Origin of the sequence: Enterococcus ureasiticus, from assembly GCF_001730285.1 — a bacterium.
Lineage (GTDB): Bacteria > Bacillota > Bacilli > Lactobacillales > Enterococcaceae > Enterococcus_L > Enterococcus_L ureasiticus.
Genome location: NZ_MIJZ01000001.1, coordinates 449,238 through 467,446, shown reverse-complemented (window position 1 = coordinate 467,446; position 18,209 = coordinate 449,238). Strand labels below are relative to the sequence as shown.

18 protein-coding genes are annotated in these 18,209 nt (G+C 35.7%); 13 read left to right on the top strand and 5 right to left on the bottom strand.

From position 1 onward, the window contains the following. Positions 1 to 147: 147 nt before the first annotated feature. The 5 genes from BCR21_RS02200 to BCR21_RS17060 all read left to right on the top strand — a co-directional run bounded on the left by BCR21_RS02200 (position 148) and on the right by BCR21_RS17060 (position 5,232). Positions 148 to 771 carry a helix-hairpin-helix domain-containing protein gene (locus BCR21_RS02200; protein WP_069644882.1) on the top strand — a complete coding sequence of 208 codons (624 nt, stop codon included), beginning with the start codon at positions 148 to 150 and terminating at the stop codon, positions 769 to 771. A gap of 162 nt (positions 772 to 933) precedes the next feature. Then, complete coding sequence (locus BCR21_RS02195; RefSeq protein ID WP_010761160.1) at positions 934 to 1,443, top strand: ComE operon protein 2; 510 nt, start codon at positions 934 to 936, stop codon at positions 1,441 to 1,443. Continuing rightward, positions 1,406 to 3,748 (top strand): DNA internalization-related competence protein ComEC/Rec2, encoded by a 2,343-nt coding sequence (locus tag BCR21_RS02190; RefSeq protein WP_069644881.1) that lies wholly within the window; start codon positions 1,406 to 1,408, stop codon positions 3,746 to 3,748. The genes BCR21_RS02195 and BCR21_RS02190 overlap by 38 nt, the downstream gene beginning before the upstream one ends. Positions 3,749 to 3,797: 49 nt before the next feature. Continuing rightward, positions 3,798 to 4,829 carry a DNA polymerase III subunit delta gene (gene holA / locus BCR21_RS02185; protein ID WP_069644880.1) on the top strand — a complete coding sequence of 344 codons (1,032 nt, stop codon included), beginning with the start codon at positions 3,798 to 3,800 and terminating at the stop codon, positions 4,827 to 4,829. 232 nt (positions 4,830 to 5,061) lie between these two features. Next, positions 5,062 to 5,232 (top strand): nuclear transport factor 2 family protein, encoded by a 171-nt coding sequence (locus BCR21_RS17060; protein WP_205684819.1) that lies wholly within the window; start codon positions 5,062 to 5,064, stop codon positions 5,230 to 5,232. An 89-nt stretch (positions 5,233 to 5,321) separates the two neighbouring features. On the opposite strand, the gene rpsT is transcribed toward BCR21_RS17060, so the two are convergent. Then, entirely contained in the window at positions 5,322 to 5,576 is a 255-nt protein-coding gene (gene rpsT / locus BCR21_RS02175) for a 30S ribosomal protein S20 (protein WP_025868771.1), read from the bottom strand. Positions 5,577 to 5,856: 280 nt separating this feature from the next. Between rpsT and BCR21_RS02170 the strand changes: the two genes are divergently transcribed. The 3 genes from BCR21_RS02170 to BCR21_RS02160 all read left to right on the top strand — a co-directional run bounded on the left by BCR21_RS02170 (position 5,857) and on the right by BCR21_RS02160 (position 8,180). Further along, entirely contained in the window at positions 5,857 to 6,834 is a 978-nt protein-coding gene (locus tag BCR21_RS02170) for an inorganic phosphate transporter (protein ID WP_139125598.1), read from the top strand. Between the two features lie 12 nt (positions 6,835 to 6,846). Continuing rightward, complete coding sequence (locus tag BCR21_RS02165) at positions 6,847 to 7,470, top strand: DUF47 domain-containing protein (protein ID WP_069644878.1); 624 nt, start codon at positions 6,847 to 6,849, stop codon at positions 7,468 to 7,470. A 71-nt stretch (positions 7,471 to 7,541) separates the two neighbouring features. After that, on the top strand, positions 7,542 to 8,180 hold the full coding sequence (locus BCR21_RS02160) for an HD domain-containing protein (RefSeq protein WP_069644877.1): 639 nt from the start codon (positions 7,542 to 7,544) through the stop codon (positions 8,178 to 8,180). Between the two features lie 45 nt (positions 8,181 to 8,225). Here BCR21_RS02160 and BCR21_RS02155 read toward each other — a convergent pair whose 3' ends face one another. Continuing rightward, positions 8,226 to 10,139 carry a heavy metal translocating P-type ATPase gene (locus tag BCR21_RS02155; RefSeq protein ID WP_069644876.1) on the bottom strand — a complete coding sequence of 638 codons (1,914 nt, stop codon included), beginning with the start codon at positions 10,137 to 10,139 and terminating at the stop codon, positions 8,226 to 8,228. A 232-nt stretch (positions 10,140 to 10,371) separates the two neighbouring features. Next, positions 10,372 to 11,202, bottom strand: a complete 831-nt coding sequence (locus BCR21_RS02150; protein ID WP_069645540.1) for an undecaprenyl-diphosphate phosphatase — start codon at positions 11,200 to 11,202, stop codon at positions 10,372 to 10,374. Between the two features lie 178 nt (positions 11,203 to 11,380). Between BCR21_RS02150 and BCR21_RS02145 the strand changes: the two genes are divergently transcribed. The 5 genes from BCR21_RS02145 to BCR21_RS02125 all read left to right on the top strand — a co-directional run bounded on the left by BCR21_RS02145 (position 11,381) and on the right by BCR21_RS02125 (position 16,533). Further along, positions 11,381 to 11,872 (top strand): PTS sugar transporter subunit IIA, encoded by a 492-nt coding sequence (locus BCR21_RS02145; protein ID WP_069644875.1) that lies wholly within the window; start codon positions 11,381 to 11,383, stop codon positions 11,870 to 11,872. Between the two features lie 169 nt (positions 11,873 to 12,041). Next, complete coding sequence (locus BCR21_RS02140) at positions 12,042 to 13,106, top strand: DUF871 domain-containing protein (protein WP_069644874.1); 1,065 nt, start codon at positions 12,042 to 12,044, stop codon at positions 13,104 to 13,106. Position 13,107: 1 nt separating this feature from the next. Beyond that, on the top strand, positions 13,108 to 13,995 hold the full coding sequence (gene murQ / locus BCR21_RS02135) for an N-acetylmuramic acid 6-phosphate etherase (RefSeq protein WP_069644873.1): 888 nt from the start codon (positions 13,108 to 13,110) through the stop codon (positions 13,993 to 13,995). 24 nt (positions 13,996 to 14,019) lie between these two features. Beyond that, positions 14,020 to 15,465, top strand: a complete 1,446-nt coding sequence (locus BCR21_RS02130) for a PTS transporter subunit EIIC (RefSeq protein WP_069644872.1) — start codon at positions 14,020 to 14,022, stop codon at positions 15,463 to 15,465. 210 nt (positions 15,466 to 15,675) lie between these two features. Next, a complete protein-coding gene (locus tag BCR21_RS02125) occupies positions 15,676 to 16,533 on the top strand; it encodes a MurR/RpiR family transcriptional regulator (RefSeq protein ID WP_069644871.1) in 858 nt (285 codons plus the stop codon). 103 nt (positions 16,534 to 16,636) lie between these two features. On the opposite strand, the gene BCR21_RS02120 is transcribed toward BCR21_RS02125, so the two are convergent. Then, positions 16,637 to 17,338 (bottom strand): histidine phosphatase family protein, encoded by a 702-nt coding sequence (locus tag BCR21_RS02120; RefSeq protein WP_069644870.1) that lies wholly within the window; start codon positions 17,336 to 17,338, stop codon positions 16,637 to 16,639. Between the two features lie 43 nt (positions 17,339 to 17,381). Next, entirely contained in the window at positions 17,382 to 18,008 is a 627-nt protein-coding gene (locus tag BCR21_RS02115) for an MBL fold metallo-hydrolase (RefSeq protein WP_069644869.1), read from the bottom strand. Between the last annotated feature and the right edge of the window lie 201 nt (positions 18,009 to 18,209).

Below are 18,209 nucleotides of genomic sequence, written 5' to 3'. Positions count from 1 at the left end.
ACGCATATATTGAGAGGTAGGCGTGAATTTCATTTTATACTTCTCCATCTCATATCACCTTCTTACCCTATTACACGATGAACTTTTTTATTTTCTATCATGAAAAAATAAAAAGAATGCGTATCTTTATTTAGAAGGGGGGAAATCATGGATTGTCGCATGTTGTTACAGAAATACAAGCACTTTATAATCGGAGGTATGATGCTGCTTGGAATTGTGTTTGGTGTTATTCTCTTTATTTTGGTTAAATCTGCGCCTGATAAGTTAACAGATGACGAGTTAGTCATGAGTTCAGTCAGTTCAGCCCAATCGAGTGAGACAGAAGCGTCTTCTCAGCAAATATACGTAGATATAAAGGGCGCTGTGGAAAAACCGGGAATGTATGAGGGAACTGCAAGTATGCGTGTCTGGGACGCTGTGATGCTTGCTGGAGGAGTAAGTGATGCTGCAGATACAAAACAAGTCAACTTTTCCGAACGGATTACAGATCAAATGGTTATTTATGTACCAAAAATAGGTGAAGAAGTCCAAATATCTGAGAAAAGTAGCGAGTCATTGGAGAGCGAAAGTAAAGACACAAGCAAAATCAATCTTAATAAAGCTAGTGAAACTGAATTACAAGCTTTACCGGGTGTTGGTCAAAAGAAAGCACAAGAAATCATTCGTTATAGGGAAGAAAACGGTGGGTTTAAAACCATTGAAGATTTAAAGAATATTTCTGGATTTGGTGAAAAAACATTTGAGAAATTAAAAGAGTCAATCACTACGTAAAAATTTTACTTGAGTGAAAGGAAATGCAACTATTTTACAAATATCTTGTGCAGGTTCTTGACGAGACTTTTTCTATAATTTACTATTTGTATATCCTATTAATAATTTAAAAATCAGCAAAAATAGTTTTAACAATAAATACTTACAAAAAAGGAGCAGAATATGACACTAGAACGAATTCCTTGGGATCAATACTTTATGGCACAAAGCGTATTGCTATCATTAAGAAGTACTTGTACACGTCTAGAAGTTGGTGCAACTGTAGTTAGAGACAAACGCATAATCGCTGGTGGTTATAATGGATCAGTTAGCGGAGATGTTCATTGTATTGATGACGGCTGTTATATGGTTGACGGTCACTGTGTTCGAACGATCCATGCTGAAATGAATGCCATCCTACAGTGTGCGAAATTTGGTATTCCGACAGAGGGTGCTGAAATTTATGTAACTCATTTTCCTTGTTTGCAATGCACGAAGATGATTTTACAAGCAGGAATCAAAAAAATCCATTATTTAAAAGATTATCGCAATAATGAATACGCTATGGCATTGATCAAACAAGTTGGTGCAACTGTAGATCAAGTAACGCTATCAAAGAAGTACTTTGCTGAATTACAACTAGGGGAAGAAGAGACTGCTTCAGTGGAAGAAGCACCTCAAACAGATCAATAATTACTGGATTTTTCCAGTATTATTAACTATAGGAACAGTTTTCTTTATTTTAGAACCAAGCCCACTAACGGGTGTTGCTTGGTTTTATTTTATTAGTCGAGTCCTTTGCACAGGAGATAAGACGATTGTTAGTGTCAGTTTTTTAGGCATGCTCATTCTGACAATTTCTTGCTGGCAGACCTTAAATAAAGAACAACAAAAGAAGTTTCCAGAAGCAATTGAAGTGACAGGTCACTTATCTGTATTGCCTGATAAGTTTAAAATCGATGGTGATCGTCTTCAGTTGGAAGGCAGTTTCTCTCAGTCTAAAAAAAACAAACGTAAAGTAATAGCTTTTTACCGATTTACCTCCGAACAAGAGAAACAAAGTTGGCAAAAAAAATATCTGCCGATAAGAATCAGTCTTTCAGGTGAATTTGAAACACCACTACCACAAACGAATCTCAATGGATTTGATTATCGAAAGTATTTAAAAGAAAATGGAATCTATCAAACATTATCGATTAGTAATATGCATAAAATCGAAATGGAAAATCCAAAATTTTATGATGTTTTGACCTTGCTAAGTAGTTACAGGAAAAGAGCTATTGATTATTGTGACAATACATTTTTAAAAGAAACGTCATTGCATCTTAAAACGTTGATTTTTGGTTTTAAATCAAGTGAATTTTCTCAAAAAGAAGGCATACTGGCCAATTTAGGTATTCTTCATTTATTCAGTTTATCGGGAATGCACGTGACATTTTTTATTGGAAGCTTTAGGTATTTATTGTTACGATGTGGGATCACAATTGAAAAGTTATTTTGGCTGCAACTGTTGTTTTCAATTGTTTATGCAGGATTAACGGGTTTTTCTATCAGTGTTGTTCGTGCATTGATGCAAAGCATTATTTCACTTAGTAATAGAGAATTTAAATGGCGTTTATCTGGCTTGGATTGTTGGGGTTTATCACTGATAGTCGGCTTAATTTTTCAGCCTTATTTGTTATTTTCTGCTGGCGGGCAGTTAAGTTACGGTTTATCTTTTTTCATTTTATATGTGCATCCTATTGTAGAAAGAATCAACAATCGTTATATTCGGATGTATTGTTTTTCTCTTTTATTGAATATTACGATGATTCCTCTGATTGGTCTGACATTTTTTGAATGGCAGTTAACAAGTAGTCTGTTTACATTTTTGTTATTACCAATTTTTGAGCGAGCAATCTTACCTATATTAACCATAAGTTTGTTAAGTTCATTTGCTTGTAAAATCAAATTATTGATTGATGTTTTAGAAATATATTTTGTGATTCAGCAATCAGTTTTTGAGTGGTTAAGTCGTTATAGTACGTTCACGCTGGTTACGGGCATTTTTTCACCTGTTCTTTTTCTGCTGACTTGTAGCTCACTTTTCTTATTACTTCATACGATGTCTAAACGTTCAAAAAAAGCATATCTGATCGGGGCAGGGTTACTTTTTTTGATGAACAATAAGTATTTTTCTCCTAAAGGTACGATTGCTTTTATCGATGTTGGACAAGGAGATAGCATTTTTATTCAAACACCGTTTCATCAAGAAAATATTTTGATTGATACGGGTGGTAAGGTTGATTTTGAGAAAGACAAATGGGCAGTTAAAACGAAACAAATAGCGAATGCGGATTACTCGGTGATTCCATATTTGAAAAGTAAAGGGGTAAAGTATCTTGACAAAGTTTTGATTAGTCATGGAGATATGGATCATTGTGGTGATTTGCTTACGATTAATGAAAAGATTCCGATTCGTTCATTGTATTTCCCTGTAGGGACAGAAGAGAAACCTGTTTTTCGACAAATGCTGGATCGTTTAAAACGTAAGGGGACAAGATGTTATCCAATCTTAGCTGGTGCATCTATCAGCCGTTCGATTTCTTTAGAAATACTTGCTCCTACCGTTTCAGGAACAGGCGAAAATAAAGATTCGATGGTAGTTTATACAAAGGTTTCTGGCCGACGCTTCTTATTTACAGGTGATTTAGAAAAAGAAGGGGAGAAACAAATGATAAAACAATTCCCAACTTTGAAAGCTGATGTACTAAAAATAGGACATCATGGGAGTAAAACATCATCCGATCCTTTGTTTATCCAAACAATTGGACTTACAGATGGAATTATTTCTTGCGGGCGTAATAATCGATTCAAACATCCGCATAAAGAAACCGTGGATACCTTAAATCAAGAGCAGATAACGCAATTTCATACAGATAAAAACGGAATGATCTATTATGAATGGACACCATTTACAAGAATGTCCCCAGCTAAAACAATCATGGAAGAAGACTAGCATTTCTTGAACTGCCATGATAGGATGGAAAAGAGAAATGAGGGAATGTATGAACTTACAAGAGGCATTAAAACAAGTGAGACAACAGCATTTTGCTTCTGTTTATTTAATTCAGGGAACAGAAGGGTATTTAAGTGAATTATTTAAAACGGAATTGATGAACCAATTGATCAAAACGGAAGACGACCAATTTAATTATTCTTCATTTGATATGGAAGAAGTACCACTTTCTGTAGCACTGGAAGAGGCTGAAACGATACCTTTTTTTGGTGATTATCGATTAGTTTTTATCGAAAATCCTTATTTTTTAACCGCAGAAAGAAAAACGAATGGATTGGATCATGATATAGATAGTTTGCTAAACTATCTAGAACAACCTTCACCTACGACTATTTTAGTATTTAGTGCAAATGTTGAAAAATTAGATGAACGAAAAAAAGTTACGAAAGCAATAAAAAAACAAGCTGAAGTCATTGATGTTAATCCAATGGGAGAACGTGAAGTAAGGCAATATGTGGAACAGACGATCCAAAGTGAAGGTTATGAGATTCGCCCAGAGGCATTTGATTTATTGTTGCAGTTAACGGATTTGAACTTATCAAAAGTAATGGGGGAACTACAGAAATTGTTTTTATATTCTTCTGATAGCAAAATAATTTCACTAAATGCGGTTAAAGAACTTGTACCGAAATCCTTAGAACATAATGTATTTGATTTGACTAATGATGTGTTATCCGGTAACGGGGAAAAAGCAATTCAGTTATATGAAGATCTATTACTTCAAGGCGAAGAAACTATTAAACTGAATGCGATTTTGCTGAATCAAATTCGCTTATTTTTACAAACAAAAATCTTAGCAAAATTGGGGTATCAACAAGCGAATATTGCTGAAACGTTGAAAATTCATCCTTATCGTGTAAAACTAGCATTGCAGCAAGTTCGCCGATTTGAGTTGGACCGCTTGGAAGCAATTTATGATGAACTAGTAGAGAATGATTTTAAAATGAAAACGGGTATGATGGATAAAGAGCTACTTTTTGAATTGTTTATCCTTAAACTATCTGGTCAAGTGAATAGATAAAAATTAAGATAAATTCCTGTGAATAATCCAAAAAGTATAGTTGAAGCTTTTTTAATAGCATTCGTTCTGGAAAAAACTTGAGGCGGCGCATGATTTTATGCATAAAAGTATGATTGCGCATCAAGCTTAGTCTGAAAATGAATATACAATAGCGGGATCACCGCAAAATTATTTTGAAGATGTGGAAGAAATGCAGGATTTATATGGATAATTTGAATTAGAAATTCAAGAAATGTTGGTAGAGGACAAGAAGGTCTATGTCCGTTTTAAACAGGCTGGAAAGACAAATGAAGCTAACACGATCATCCAAATCGCTAGCGCTGTTTATTTAGTTGAAAGTGGTAAGATTGCTGAATATTGGATTCAAATTGATTGTAAAGGTATTGAGATTCAACTAACTTGAATGGGATACGGGATTGAAATCGGTTCGATTTATCCCGTATTTTTTATAATAAAAAAGAAGCTAACACGAGGTTAGCTTCTACAAAATCATTATTTTGCTACTTTTTTGCTTAGACGTGATTTATCACGGCCTGCTTTGTTTTTATGGATTAATCCTTTTGTTTCAGCCATATCAACAGCTTTAATAGCTTCTGTATATAACGCATCAACATTGTCAGCGCCAGCAGCTACAGCATCTTCAAATTTCTTGATAGCTGTACGCATTGCATTTTTTTGAGATGAATTTTGAGCATTCTTATTAGCGTTAGTACGTACACGTTTAATTGCAGATTCAATATTTGGCATTTCTTTCACCTCCGATAAATTAAGGTCTTACACAGGAAAATCCATATGTAATTCAACACTAATCATTATACCTAATCCAAAGAGGCATTGCAATAAAAGATGACAAGTTTTTTTCCTTAACAGTAAAAATAGTGATTTCATCATGTGAAAATCATTTTGAATTAAAGTTTGCTAGGAAAAAATCGATACTTTTTATAAAAAATATGCTATCATAACAGGGGAAAAATGAAATGGTGGTGTCAATGTGAATATTGCTCTAATTGTAACGGTTACTCTTGTGATGGGCGTTATTTTTGTCAATGGTTGGACAGATGCACCAAACGCAATTGCAACCGCTGTCTCGACTCGTGTTTTAAAACCGAATGTTGCGATTTGGATGGCTGTTGTAATGAATTTTTTGGGTGCGTTGGTGATGACGTATTTTAATGCACAGGTAGCTGAAACGATCAGTAACATTGTTAGTTTTGATGCACAAGGAAATGCATCCCAGGTCGCTTTAGCAGCCTCTTTATTTTCGATTGTCGTGTGGTCTGTTGCAGCGTGGTATTTTGGTATTCCAACGAGTGAGAGTCATGCGCTGATTGCGGGTTTAACTGGTTCAGCAATGGCTTTAGGTGGGATTGGTGCAGTAAATGGTTCTGAATGGGCGAAAGTGCTCATAGGTTTAGTGGTTTCCACAGTTATGGGTTTTGGTGGTGGTTTTCTTGTCACAAAGCTAATTGTAATCCTTTTCAAAGACGTAGCTAGAAGAACAGCAAATAAAGTCTTCACATATGGACAAGCATTTGGTGCTGCTGCAAATGCCTTTTTACACGGCGCTCAAGATGGGCAAAAATTCATGGGTGTGTTTATGTTAGGTCTTTATTATAATAATCTGGCGGAAAAATCTGGTTCAGGTTTTATTATCCCGATTTGGGTCATGGTTCTTTGTTCCGTCACGATGGGCTTTGGTACATCGGTAGGTGGTATGAGAATTATTAAATCAGTTGGGATGGATATGGTGAAATTAGAACGATATCAAGGCTTTGCGGCTGATTTAAGTACAGCGGTTTGTTTGTTTGCGGCTTCTATTTTTGGTATTCCGGTTTCTACTACGCACACGAAAACAACTGCGATCATGGGTGTAGGCGCTTCAAAACGTGTATCTAGTGTTGATTGGCGAATTGTAAAAGAAATGCTGATTGCTTGGATCTTGACGTTTCCAGGTTGTGGGATCATTGCCTTTGTTATGGCAAAATTATTTATAGCACTATTTTAAGGAGAGAATAAAATGGCTAGAAAAAAGCAATTTGACTATTTTGGTGAGCTGGAGCATTTAGCAAAAAATGCGCATCAAGCAGCAGAACTTTTAGAAATGATCGCACTCGATTATTCACTAGAACTATTGGAAAACGAAGCAGAAAAAATTCATGTATTGGAACGTGAAGGGGATCAAATCGTTCAAAAAATCATGAGTGAATTATATATTTCATTTATCACCCCTATTGATCGAGAAGATATTGTCGAAATTACGCAGTGTTTAGATGACGTACTTGACACGATCAACAGTATTGCTTATTTACTAAGCAGTTTAGTTGTAAAAGAGTTGAATGATAATGCCATGGTATTTATTACATACGGTGTAGAGGCTACGGCAGGTGTTTTAACTGCAACGAAAGAGTTCGCAAAATTTAAGAATTCAAAAACATTGCATGCAATGATCGATGAAGTAAGTGAAATTGAGGGGAAAGCTGATAAATTATATAGTGATTCTCTAAAAGATTTATTTACGAATGAGCAAAATCCGATTGAAGTGATTCGCTGGAAAAATGTCTACGATCAATTAGAGGAAATGTTAAATGCTAGTGAATCAGTTGTGGATGTAATAGGTGGTCTAGTAATAAAAAATAGTTAACAACGATAATAGGTTGAGGTAGATTAACATTTATCTTGACCTATTACTATATAATGAGTTGGAGGGATTAAATGGATAATCAAAAAATGACAGCAATCAAACGTTTTAGCCAGTCAATAATGGAGAAAGATCAAACTGGTCACGGCATGGATCATATAAATAGAGTTGTTCGTCTAGCGGATAAGATTGCTGAAACTGAAGCCTGTGATTATTTTATTGTAAAGGCTGCAGCATATCTTCATGATACTGTTGATGATAAACTAGTTTCGGATTCGGACCAAGCATTTCAACAATTAGAAGAATTTTTACAGGAAATCAAGATTTCCAATATCCAAATCCAGCAAATAATACATATAATCAAAAATATTTCTTTTAGTCAAGAGCTTAATGGAACGGCAGAAAAACTCACGATCGAAGGCCAAATCGTACAAGATGCTGATCGTTTGGACGCTATGGGAGCAATTGGAATTACACGAACGATTTATTATGGTGCACGTAAGGGAAATCAAATATATGATCCTAAAATCAAACCAAGGACGCTTCAGTCAAAAACGGAGTATCGAGAAGAAAGTACGATCATCAATCATTTTTATGAGAAAATCCTTCTGCTTAATGACAGCTTAAATACAGATTATGCCAAAACGTTAGGTCAAAAACGTCAAAAATTTTTGGAGTCCTTTTTAACAGAATTTTTGGAAGAATGGGCATAAAAAAGCAAGTGACTGACTCTTAGAGTTAGCCACTTGCTTTTTTACTCAAACAAATTCTGTTTTTTGTGCGGAGTATTTTTGAGGGGAATTTTTTTTGTTAGGAATCGTCTTTAGCATTCTTAGACCGTTTAAGATGACGAGGATCGTACTTCCTTCATGTCCTATAACACCAAGCGGTAAATTAATGATCTGAAAAAAATTAGATAAGATCAACAACACGATAACTCCAGCGGAAAAGGCAATGTTTTGAGTAACGATTCGTTTTAATTTTTTTGAAAGAAGGTGACTCATTTGCAATTTTTCCAAGTCATTTTGCATCAATACCATATCAGCTACATCCATCGCAATATCTGTTCCTTGCCCCATAGCCACACCAATTGCTGCATTAGCTAGGGCAGGCGCGTCATTGATACCATCTCCAACCATCGCATTTACACCATAAGTCTCTTTTTGTTTCTGAATTAAAATAGTTTTGTCTTCAGGCAAACAATTGGCGTAAATTTCGTCTATTTCAAGCTCAGTTGCCACAGCACTAGCTGTTTTGTCATGATCACCTGTAATCATCATAGTATGAATACCAGATTGTTTAAAATAGCTGATTACTTTTTTGGCTTCTGGTTTTGGAACATCTAAAAGCCCAAAATAAGCAATAATTTCTTGATCTTGAAAGAGGCAAATCACTGTTTTTCCAGCATTTTGCAGTTGCTCAATGTTGTTTTGTATTTCTTCTTTTATAGTTGTTTGGTCATTGAATGTACTTTTACCAACTCTCCAAGTTGTTGAATCAATCGTTGTTTCCATTCCAAAACCGATAATATTTTTCACTTCGATTTGATCATAGACAGCTGTATTTTCATTGTCGAACCGAGCGATGAGCGCTTGAGCTAAAGGATGTGTTGAGTTTCTTTCCATTGCTAAGAGTATATTTAGGCCCTCTTGTTTATTTTTTAAAAATATAGCATCTGTGACTACAGGAATGCCGCGCGTCAAAGTTCCCGTTTTGTCAAAAGAGATTGCTTTTAGAGAAGCTAGATTTTCCAAATACACGCCACCTTTAAACAACACGCCATTTCTTGCTCCGTTAGAAATAGCAGCTAATGTTGCCGGTGTAGCTGAAGCGACTAAGGCACAAGGTGAGGCAACAACTAATAGGACCATTCCTCTATAAAAACTTTCATTCCATGACCAGCCTAAAAATAAATACGGAATCAAAATCATCATAGGGATTGCAATTAAGACGATTTTTACATAGCTATTTTCTAATTTTTCAATAAAGCTAGCTGTCTGTGAAGGTGTACTTTGCGCTTCATTAACGAGTCGGATAATTTTAGCAAATAATGTATCTTCACTATTTTTGCTAACCCTCATCGTGATTGCATCACCTAAATTAATTGTTCCACCAAATAAATCATCCTCTATTCCTTTTTCAACTGGAACAGATTCTCCGGTAATCGCCGCTTCGTCAATTGTCGAAGATCCTTTAGTTAAAATACCATCGATTGGGATACGTGCACCCTTAGGAACTAGTAAGTAATCGCCAATCTGTAATTGCGTGACAGCAACTTCAGTTGTTTTGCCAAGATTGTTAAGTAAAAAAGCTGTTTCAGGCTGTAGATTCATCAAACTGGCTATTTCTTTTTTACTTTTATTTGTAGTGTATTCTTCCAACGCACCACTAAGACAAAAGATAAAGGTCAACATAGCGCCTTCAAACCAGTTACCAATAATACATGCTCCGATTGCGGCCAAAGCCATGAGCAAATCGACATTCAGATGTTTATTCTCGAGCGTATCGAGTAAACCTTCTTTAGTTTGTTTGAATCCACCAAAAAAGATAGCAAATATAAAACTGATTTGATAAAATGCTGTACCTGATTTTTCTAAAATAAATCCAACGATCATAAATAATAAGCAGAGAATAGTGGATAGTAGTGCCTTTTTTTCTTCTGAATATTTCATAGTTATCACTCCTCATAAAGAGAATAGCACATAAGGAACCTAATTGATAATAGAAACATCTAAATGAGAATGATAGTAATTATCAATTAAATATTTACTTTAAAATTAGCGTTTCAATTTATTTCGTTACAATATTCATTCTAATTGACAGTGATAATCATTATCAGTAAAAAATTAAATTTAGGTTATTTTAGAATAAAAAAAGAACCAATCAAATTGGTTCTAATAGTGATTATGAAAATAGCCAATAACTGATAAGTAAAACACCTAGTATGATTCGATACCAGCCAAAAGCAGTAAAATCGTTTCGTTTCAGATAGTTTAATAAGAACTTGATTACAATAATTGAAACAACAAAAGCTACAATTGAGCCAGTCAGTAAAATAAATATTTCACTAAACCCAAATGAATTTCCCTTCATAACAAACTTTACGATTTTTAAAAAGCTTGCGCCGAACATAACAGGGATACCAAGGAAAAATGAAAATTCTGTTGCGACAAATCTTGATGCCCCAATAATGATTGCCCCAAGAATTGTTGCCCCTGAACGAGAGGTACCTGGAATTAATGACAATACTTGGAAGAAACCGACAATTGCGGCAGCTTTATAAGTAAAGTCTCTTAAATCAGTACACTTTGGTTTTCGATCGCGATTTCTTTTTTCAATAACCACAAAAGCAATCCCATATACAATCAACATCAACGCAACTGTAAAGAAGTTATGGAATTTCGCTTCTAGCCAGTCATCTAACGGAATTCCGATGATTGCAGCTGGTGCACAGGCAACAACAACTTTCGACCAGAGAATCCAAGTATCTTTTTTCTCAACCTCATTTTTTTGCGGTGAGAAAGGGTTTAACTTATGAAAATAAAGAACGACTACAGCCATAATAGCACCAAGTTGAATCACGACATTAAACATTTCCATAAAGTCTTTACTGAGGTTCATTTTAATAAATTCATCGACTAAGATTAAATGTCCGGTACTACTAATTGGAAGCCATTCAGTTACTCCCTCGATAATACCTAGAATAATTGCTTTCCATAAATTTGATAAAAGCATAGGTTCAATCCTTTCCAGCATAAAATAATAAATCATTAATAGTATACCTTTTAGTATCAGAAAAACCAACTATCTTTTCATAAGTGAAAAAAATTTGAAATCAGGGCTATTCAGTGTTGTAATTATTCTAAGAATTTTCTATACTGTTACTATTCATGAAAATTGGAGGAGAAGACAAATGTTTGGATTTTTGAAAAAGAAAGAACCCGTTCAATTAAACGAAACGTTATATGCAGTGACTACAGGAAACTTGATCCCAATCAGTGAAGTCAATGATCCTGTTTTTTCACAAAAGATGATGGGAGACGGTTTTGCAGTTATTCCAGAATCAGGAGAGATTTATTCACCAATTGAAGGTGTTGTCCTAAGTGTTTTCCAAACGAAACATGCTGTTGGAATGAAAATGGCAAATGGACTTGAAATTTTACTTCATATGGGTATCGATACAGTGGAGCTTAATGGCGAACCTTTTGATATAAAAGTCAGTGAAGGATCTAAAGTAGCTCAAGGAACACAGATTGCCAATGTTGATTTAGAAGCAATTAAATCTTCTGGAAAAGCAATCGATATGGTTGTTGTGATCACTAATATGGATGCGGTAAAAAGCTTCGATCTTAGTCGGACTGGCCAAGTCAATGCAGGCGATGAAGTTGGTACTGCTAAGGCGTAATCTGTTCGTTGATTAGCTTAAAAAGAGTGGAAAAACACTAAAATGTTTTTCCGCTCTTTTTTTGTTTCTTTTTGAAAATAAATTTCATTAAAAATTTACATAAAAACATATGGTTGAAATATTATTTCAAATGCATTATAATGAATGCGATTAGAAAGGAGTGGCTAAAATGTATGGAATTTCGCTTTTTTTGAGTGAAGAAATGACTGATGAAACACGTTTATATATTAAAAAAATGAGTGAAATTGGTTTTAAGGGAATATTTACTTCCTTACATATTCCAGAAGATGATGTGACATTATATGCGCAAAGATTGAAAGAACTTGGTCAAATTGCTCAAAATGCGAATATGAAACTAATGGTGGATATCTCAGGTGAAGCGTTAAAAAGAGCAGGTTTTTCATTTGAGCGCTTAGATGAAATTTTATCTATAGGAGTTACTGGCTTGCGTATGGACTATGCTATTTCAAATCAAGCAATTGCCGAAGCTTCTCAGTATTTGACGATTGGATTGAATGCTAGTACGATTTCAGCCGATGATGTGAAAGAGTTACGGTCGTTTAACGCAGATTTTACAAAATTTGAAGCTTGGCATAATTATTATCCGAGGCCCGAAACGGGTTTATCTAATCAATTTTTTAATGAAAAGAATCGTTGGCTGAAACAATCTGGTTTTCAGGTATTCGCTTTTGTTCCAGGAAACCAGCGATTAAGAGGACCGCTACAAGAAGGTCTACCGACACTTGAAAAACATCGTTATGATAATCCCTTTTCAGCGGCATTGGATTTGAACGAGAATTATCAGGTAGATGGTGTTTATCTGGGGGATCCTGAGATTTCAAAAAGAACGATACATCAATTTGAAACCTACAACCGTAATCAAGTTCTTCAGCTTGAAGTTTCTGATCTGGGGAGCCGTTACTATTCACATATTTTAGGAGAACACAAAAACCGTCAAGACGAAGCTCGTGATGTCATCCGTAGTGCAGATGCGAGATTTAAAAAAATATCAACGGTTGAATCAGAAGTATTACGAGAACGAAAAACTGGCAGTGTGACGCTTGATAATCTTGATTACGGGAGATACATGGGCGAAATACAAATAACAAAAAACGATTTACCAGCAAATGAAAAAATCAATGTTGTAGCACAAATCATACCAGAAGATATCTCCTTGCTTAGGTTAATAAAAGCAGGTAGAGCCTTTAATTTGATAGAGAAGGGAACTTTATAAAATGAATTTAGAGAATTTAACCACGGAACGTAGAAATCAAGAAACCATGAATTTGGATGAACTAACAATAAAAGAAGCACTAGATAAAATGAATCAAGAAGATCAGAAAGTAGCTTTAGCAGTACAAGAAGCGCTTCCTCAAATTGAACCAGTTATAAAATCAATCATTGAATCCTTTAATAATGGCGGCCGACTGATTTATATGGGGGCTGGAACAAGTGGACGTTTAGGTGTGCTGGATGCTGCAGAATGTGTACCAACATTTGGAGTTGATTCTAGTATGGTTCAAGGTTTGATTGCTGGTGGTCAAAAAGCGATGACTGTGGCTGTTGAAGGAGCAGAAGATTCCAAAGAGTTAGGACAGCAGGACTTAATAGATGTTGCACTTACAAAAAAAGACGTTGTGATCGGAATTGCTGCAAGCGGTCGAACACCTTACGTGATCGGTGGATTGGTTTACGCTGATTCAATTGGGGCTGTTACTGCGTCAATTTCATGTAATAAAGAAGCTGAAATCAGTCGATATGCTAAGATGCCAATCGAAGTAGATGCAGGACCAGAATTTTTAACTGGATCAACTCGATTGAAGTCTGGAACAGCGCAAAAATTGATTTTAAACATGTTATCGACAATTTCAATGATTGGAATCGGCAAGGTATACAATAATTTGATGGTAGATGTAAAACCTACGAATGAAAAGCTAGTTGAGCGATCAAAACGAATTATTATGGAAGCTACAAACTGTGATTATGAAACGGCAGCAACTTATTTTATAAAAGCGAATGAAAATGTAAAACTAGCTATTGTCATGTTGCTGACAAATGCTTCAAAAGAAGAAGCGGTAGAAAAATTAAGTCAAGGCAATAATTTTATAAAAAATACAATTTAAAAAAGTTTAAAGGAGGAAAAAATCATGGCAGAAGATAAAATCAAACGTTTAGCTAGAGAGATTTATGAAGAAGTAGGCGGTCAAAGTAATGTCTTAAAATTACGGCATTGTATGACGCGTGTCCGTATGGATATTCGTGATTATGATAAAGTAAAATTAGAAGGTCTAAAAAATATAGATGGTGTAATGGGTGTCGTAGAAGACGATACCTTACAAGTTGTGATCGGACCTGGAACTGTTAATAAAGTGGCACAAGAAATGGTTGATATGGCTGGTGTAAAGCTAGGAGAAGCATTTCCTAGCTCAGACGAAAAACAAAGTGAGCTTTCAGGGAAGCAATTAGTTGAAGAAAAAGCAGCGCAAGTCAAAGCGGCTCAAAAGGAAAAAAATAAAAACAACTCCGGTTTTAAAGTAATTTTGAAATCGATTTCTAATATTTTTGTTCCGTTGATTCCAGCCTTTGTTGGTGCTGGGATCATTGGTGGGATTGCAGCAGTCATGTCAAACCTTTTAGTTGCTGGAACGATCGGTGATTCTTGGCAGCAATATATTGATGTTCTGAATATCATTAAAAACGGGATTTTTGCTTATCTAGCATTATATACTGGGATCAATAGTGCTAGTGAATTTGGTGCAACGCCAGCTCTTGGGGGCGTAATTGGGGCGGTTACAATGCTAACTGGAATGAACCCAGAGGCGCCACTTCCGAACATTTTGACTGGCGGTACTTTATCAGCCGGTCAAGGGGGGATAATTGGGGTTATTTTTGCAGTTTGGTTGCTTTCTTTAATAGAAAAACAGTTGCATAAAGTGATTCCTGATTCTATTGATATCATCATAACACCGACCATTTCTTTACTTGTGATTGGATTGGTCACAATATTTTTAATCATGCCTGTTGCAGGATTTATTTCTAATAGTCTTGTTGGCGTAATCAATGTTGTATTAGAAAAAGGTGGTATGTTAGCTGGCTTTACATTAGGTGTTACATTCTTGCCGATGGTTATGTTTGGGTTACATCAAATATTGACACCGATCCATATTGAAATGATTACTCAAACAGGTATGACCTTATTATTACCGATTCTTGCAATGGCTGGTGCCGGACAAGTTGGTGCTGCATTGGCATTATGGATTCGCTGCAAAAAAGATACGAAACTTGTTGAAATGATCAAAGGGGCATTACCTGTAGGGATTTTAGGTATCGGGGAACCATTGATTTATGGGGTAACGTTACCACTTGGACGTCCCTTTGTTACAGCATGTATTGGTGGCGGTATCGGTGGTGCTGTGATTGGTGCTTTTGGTAATGTTGGCTCAATTGCAATTGGACCAAGTGGTGTGGCCTTGATTCCTTTAATTGCTAACAATCAATGGTTGGCTTATGTTTTGGGCTTAGTGGCAGCGTATGCTGGTGGTTTTGTTGCAACCTTTTTCTTTGGGATTCCAAAAGATATGCAAGAAAAATAATTTTTAGATAACAATGATTAAAAGAACTGATTTCTTAGTAGGAAGCATTTGATTGCTAAACTAATTGAAGTCAGTTTTTTTGAGGAAAAAGAGTTCATTATTTAGCAGATACATTTCTTTTCTGCCTCATTTTCGCTATAATAACTTAGTAGACTGTTGAAACATTTGTTAAAGACATTTGATTTCGGCAGAAAAAAGGATGTGTAGTCAATGCAGCAAAATATAATTTTAACGATTCAAGATCACCTTAAACATTTGCCAGGTTCTGAACAAAAAGTAGCAGAATACATTTTGAATAATACGAGTGCAGTGATTAATATGAGTGCCCAAGAACTTGCTAAGAAATCTGGTTCTAGTCCAGCAGCAATCATTCGTTTTTGCCGCTCAATCAAGGTTAGTGGTTTTACAGGTTTAAAGTTATTGCTTTCGGCTAATCTGGGAAATGTCGATACACAAATGTACACAGAGGTCGAAAATGGCGAAACAACAGCTGCAATCAAAGAAAAACTGCAGCACCGTCTGATTCATGTTTTAGAACGGACGAACGAAAATTTGGAAGATCAAGCAATCGATCAGTCTGTTGAAGAGTTGGAAAGTGCGGAAATTATCTTTGTTTACGGTTTAGGTGCCTCTTCATTAGTTGCCCAAGATATTTATCAAAAATTTACTCGTTTAGGGTTAAGTGTGTTCTTTACAATGGATCATCATTTGTTTGCATCGGCAATTGGTACAAACAGACTAAAAGGAATTTTTATTGGGATTTCACATTCAGGTACAAATCAGGAAACGAATGCACTTGCAGATCTTGCTATTGAAAAAGGCTTGTCTGTGATTGGATTAACGGCTGATGCTGACTCAGCGTTGTCACAAAAAAGTTCTATTTTGTTATTGACGCCCATTGGAGGAGAAGCACCATTAAGAAGTGCTGCGACTGTTTCATTAACGGCCCAACTTTATGTAGTGGATGTTTTATTTTTTGCTTATGCAGCCAAAAACTATAATGAGACATTAGAGAGAATACAAGATTCTAAGGAAGCAGTTGAAATAGTAAAACAAGACTTGAATTAAAAAAGTATATTCATTGTTGATTGTGTCTATTAAATAATCAGCAGAAATAAGAGTGTGAGAGAAAACAAAACTTGTTTTTTCTCACACTCTTATTTTTGAAAGTTTAGTTAGTGGATGCAATGTCACGTCCATTATCAATATAGTGGGTATCATTGACCGTGTCGATCGTAAATTTACCATTCTCATAGATCAGTTTAGTCACACTACCATTTTCAAGACCTATCTGCATGGGTAAACTATTATCGATCAATGACATTAAAAATGAAATCGTCAACCCGTGTGAGACGATCATTACATTGCCGCCGCCATTTTTTTCTCGATGGTGGGCAATATCTTCAAAACCGCTCCAAACTCGTTCACGGATTGTTTCATAAGGTTCTGCCCAATTTGCCGTGTCCGCAGCGATGATAGCAGCAGCCAAATCTTTATAACTGATTCTGTTGGTCATCATGTCTTCATAGTTTTTAAAAGCTAAAATCCTAGGGACAACACCCCAAAGTTCACCATCATAACCGCCATCTAAAGAACCGAAACACCATTCGCGGATGCGGCTATCGGTACCATAAGGAATGTCTGCACCATGTTGATGTTCTTGTAAAATGATGCGTGCTGTCTGCATTGCACGTCCGCTGTCACTAGAGTAGGCCTCTTTGAAATCAGTATCTCGTAAACCCAGACCTAAATAATGAATTGTTTTTTCTCCATCTTTAGTCAAAGGTGTGTCTGACCAACCCTGAGTTCTGCCGATTGTATTGAACATCGTTTTACCGTGACGGATGATGTATAGCGTAGTTGGTTCGTTCATCTCCTATTTCCTCCTTTAATAGCTAAATAACCACTTCTCATTTTTAGTTAAAAAACGGGTTTGTTTTCTTTTCGTGTTCAATTGTAGTAGCGTCGCCGTGTCCGGGATAAGCTGGAAATTCATCTGGTAACGTGAAAAGATAGGTGTTGATACTGTGAAGCAATTGCTGCATGTCGCCTGTGTGTAAATCAGTTCTGCCGATACTTCCTCTGAATAAAGCATCTCCTGTGACAACAAAGTCATCAAACACAAAACTCACACTGCCAATCGAATGTCCAGGTGTTGGTACAACGGAAAAGGTCATTCCGCCCAAATCATAATCGGTCAGCTCAAATTCTACTTCAGCAGGTTGAACGATAATATCAGCAATATCGTCATGACGACCTAAGCCAGATAAGTTAAGAACAGGGTTAGATAACCATTCTTGTTCTAATGGACTAACATAAACAGGAATGTTGTATTGGTGGCGGAGTTCTTCAACAGCACCGATATGATCATAATGTGTATGTGTTAGTAAAATAGCAATCGGTTTTTTACCCGTTTTTTCAATCAAAGCGGCAATTTTTTCCGATTCAGCTCCCGGATCGATGATTAATAGGTTCGTTTCATTATAAATTAAGTAACAATTTTCTTGGATAACGCCGGTTTGGATTCGTTCGATTTTCAGCATAGTCATTTGCCTCCTAGTAAGTATGATTCTTCTCTAAGTATAACTCAATTTTACTCAGAATCAAAAGGCAGTGCTGTTCTTTTATCTGATTGTTATCGATCAGGTCAAAAATATAGATTTAATAGTGAAAGTATCGATAATTTACTTTTGATATACTATCAATCATAATAAAGGTAGTATATCAAAAGAAGAAGTCAGAAA

Bases quoted from the DNA above. Each gene is read 5' to 3' on its own strand.
- BCR21_RS02200 (WP_069644882.1), top strand. From the start codon at position 148: ATGGATTGTCGCATGTTGTTACAGAAATACAAGCACTTTATAATCGGA.
- BCR21_RS02195 (WP_010761160.1), top strand. From the start codon at position 934: ATGACACTAGAACGAATTCCTTGGGATCAATACTTTATGGCACAAAGC.
- holA (WP_069644880.1), top strand. From the start codon at position 3,798: ATGAACTTACAAGAGGCATTAAAACAAGTGAGACAACAGCATTTTGCT.
- BCR21_RS17060 (WP_205684819.1), top strand. From the start codon at position 5,062: ATGTTGGTAGAGGACAAGAAGGTCTATGTCCGTTTTAAACAGGCTGGA.
- rpsT (WP_025868771.1), bottom strand. From the start codon at position 5,576: ATGCCAAATATTGAATCTGCAATTAAACGTGTACGTACTAACGCTAAT.
- BCR21_RS02170 (WP_139125598.1), top strand. From the start codon at position 5,857: ATGGGCGTTATTTTTGTCAATGGTTGGACAGATGCACCAAACGCAATT.
- BCR21_RS02165 (WP_069644878.1), top strand. From the start codon at position 6,847: ATGGCTAGAAAAAAGCAATTTGACTATTTTGGTGAGCTGGAGCATTTA.
- BCR21_RS02160 (WP_069644877.1), top strand. From the start codon at position 7,542: ATGGATAATCAAAAAATGACAGCAATCAAACGTTTTAGCCAGTCAATA.
- BCR21_RS02155 (WP_069644876.1), bottom strand. From the start codon at position 10,139: ATGAAATATTCAGAAGAAAAAAAGGCACTACTATCCACTATTCTCTGC.
- BCR21_RS02150 (WP_069645540.1), bottom strand. From the start codon at position 11,202: ATGCTTTTATCAAATTTATGGAAAGCAATTATTCTAGGTATTATCGAG.
- BCR21_RS02145 (WP_069644875.1), top strand. From the start codon at position 11,381: ATGTTTGGATTTTTGAAAAAGAAAGAACCCGTTCAATTAAACGAAACG.
- BCR21_RS02140 (WP_069644874.1), top strand. From the start codon at position 12,042: ATGTATGGAATTTCGCTTTTTTTGAGTGAAGAAATGACTGATGAAACA.
- murQ (WP_069644873.1), top strand. From the start codon at position 13,108: ATGAATTTAGAGAATTTAACCACGGAACGTAGAAATCAAGAAACCATG.
- BCR21_RS02130 (WP_069644872.1), top strand. From the start codon at position 14,020: ATGGCAGAAGATAAAATCAAACGTTTAGCTAGAGAGATTTATGAAGAA.
- BCR21_RS02125 (WP_069644871.1), top strand. From the start codon at position 15,676: ATGCAGCAAAATATAATTTTAACGATTCAAGATCACCTTAAACATTTG.
- BCR21_RS02120 (WP_069644870.1), bottom strand. From the start codon at position 17,338: ATGAACGAACCAACTACGCTATACATCATCCGTCACGGTAAAACGATG.
- BCR21_RS02115 (WP_069644869.1), bottom strand. From the start codon at position 18,008: ATGCTGAAAATCGAACGAATCCAAACCGGCGTTATCCAAGAAAATTGT.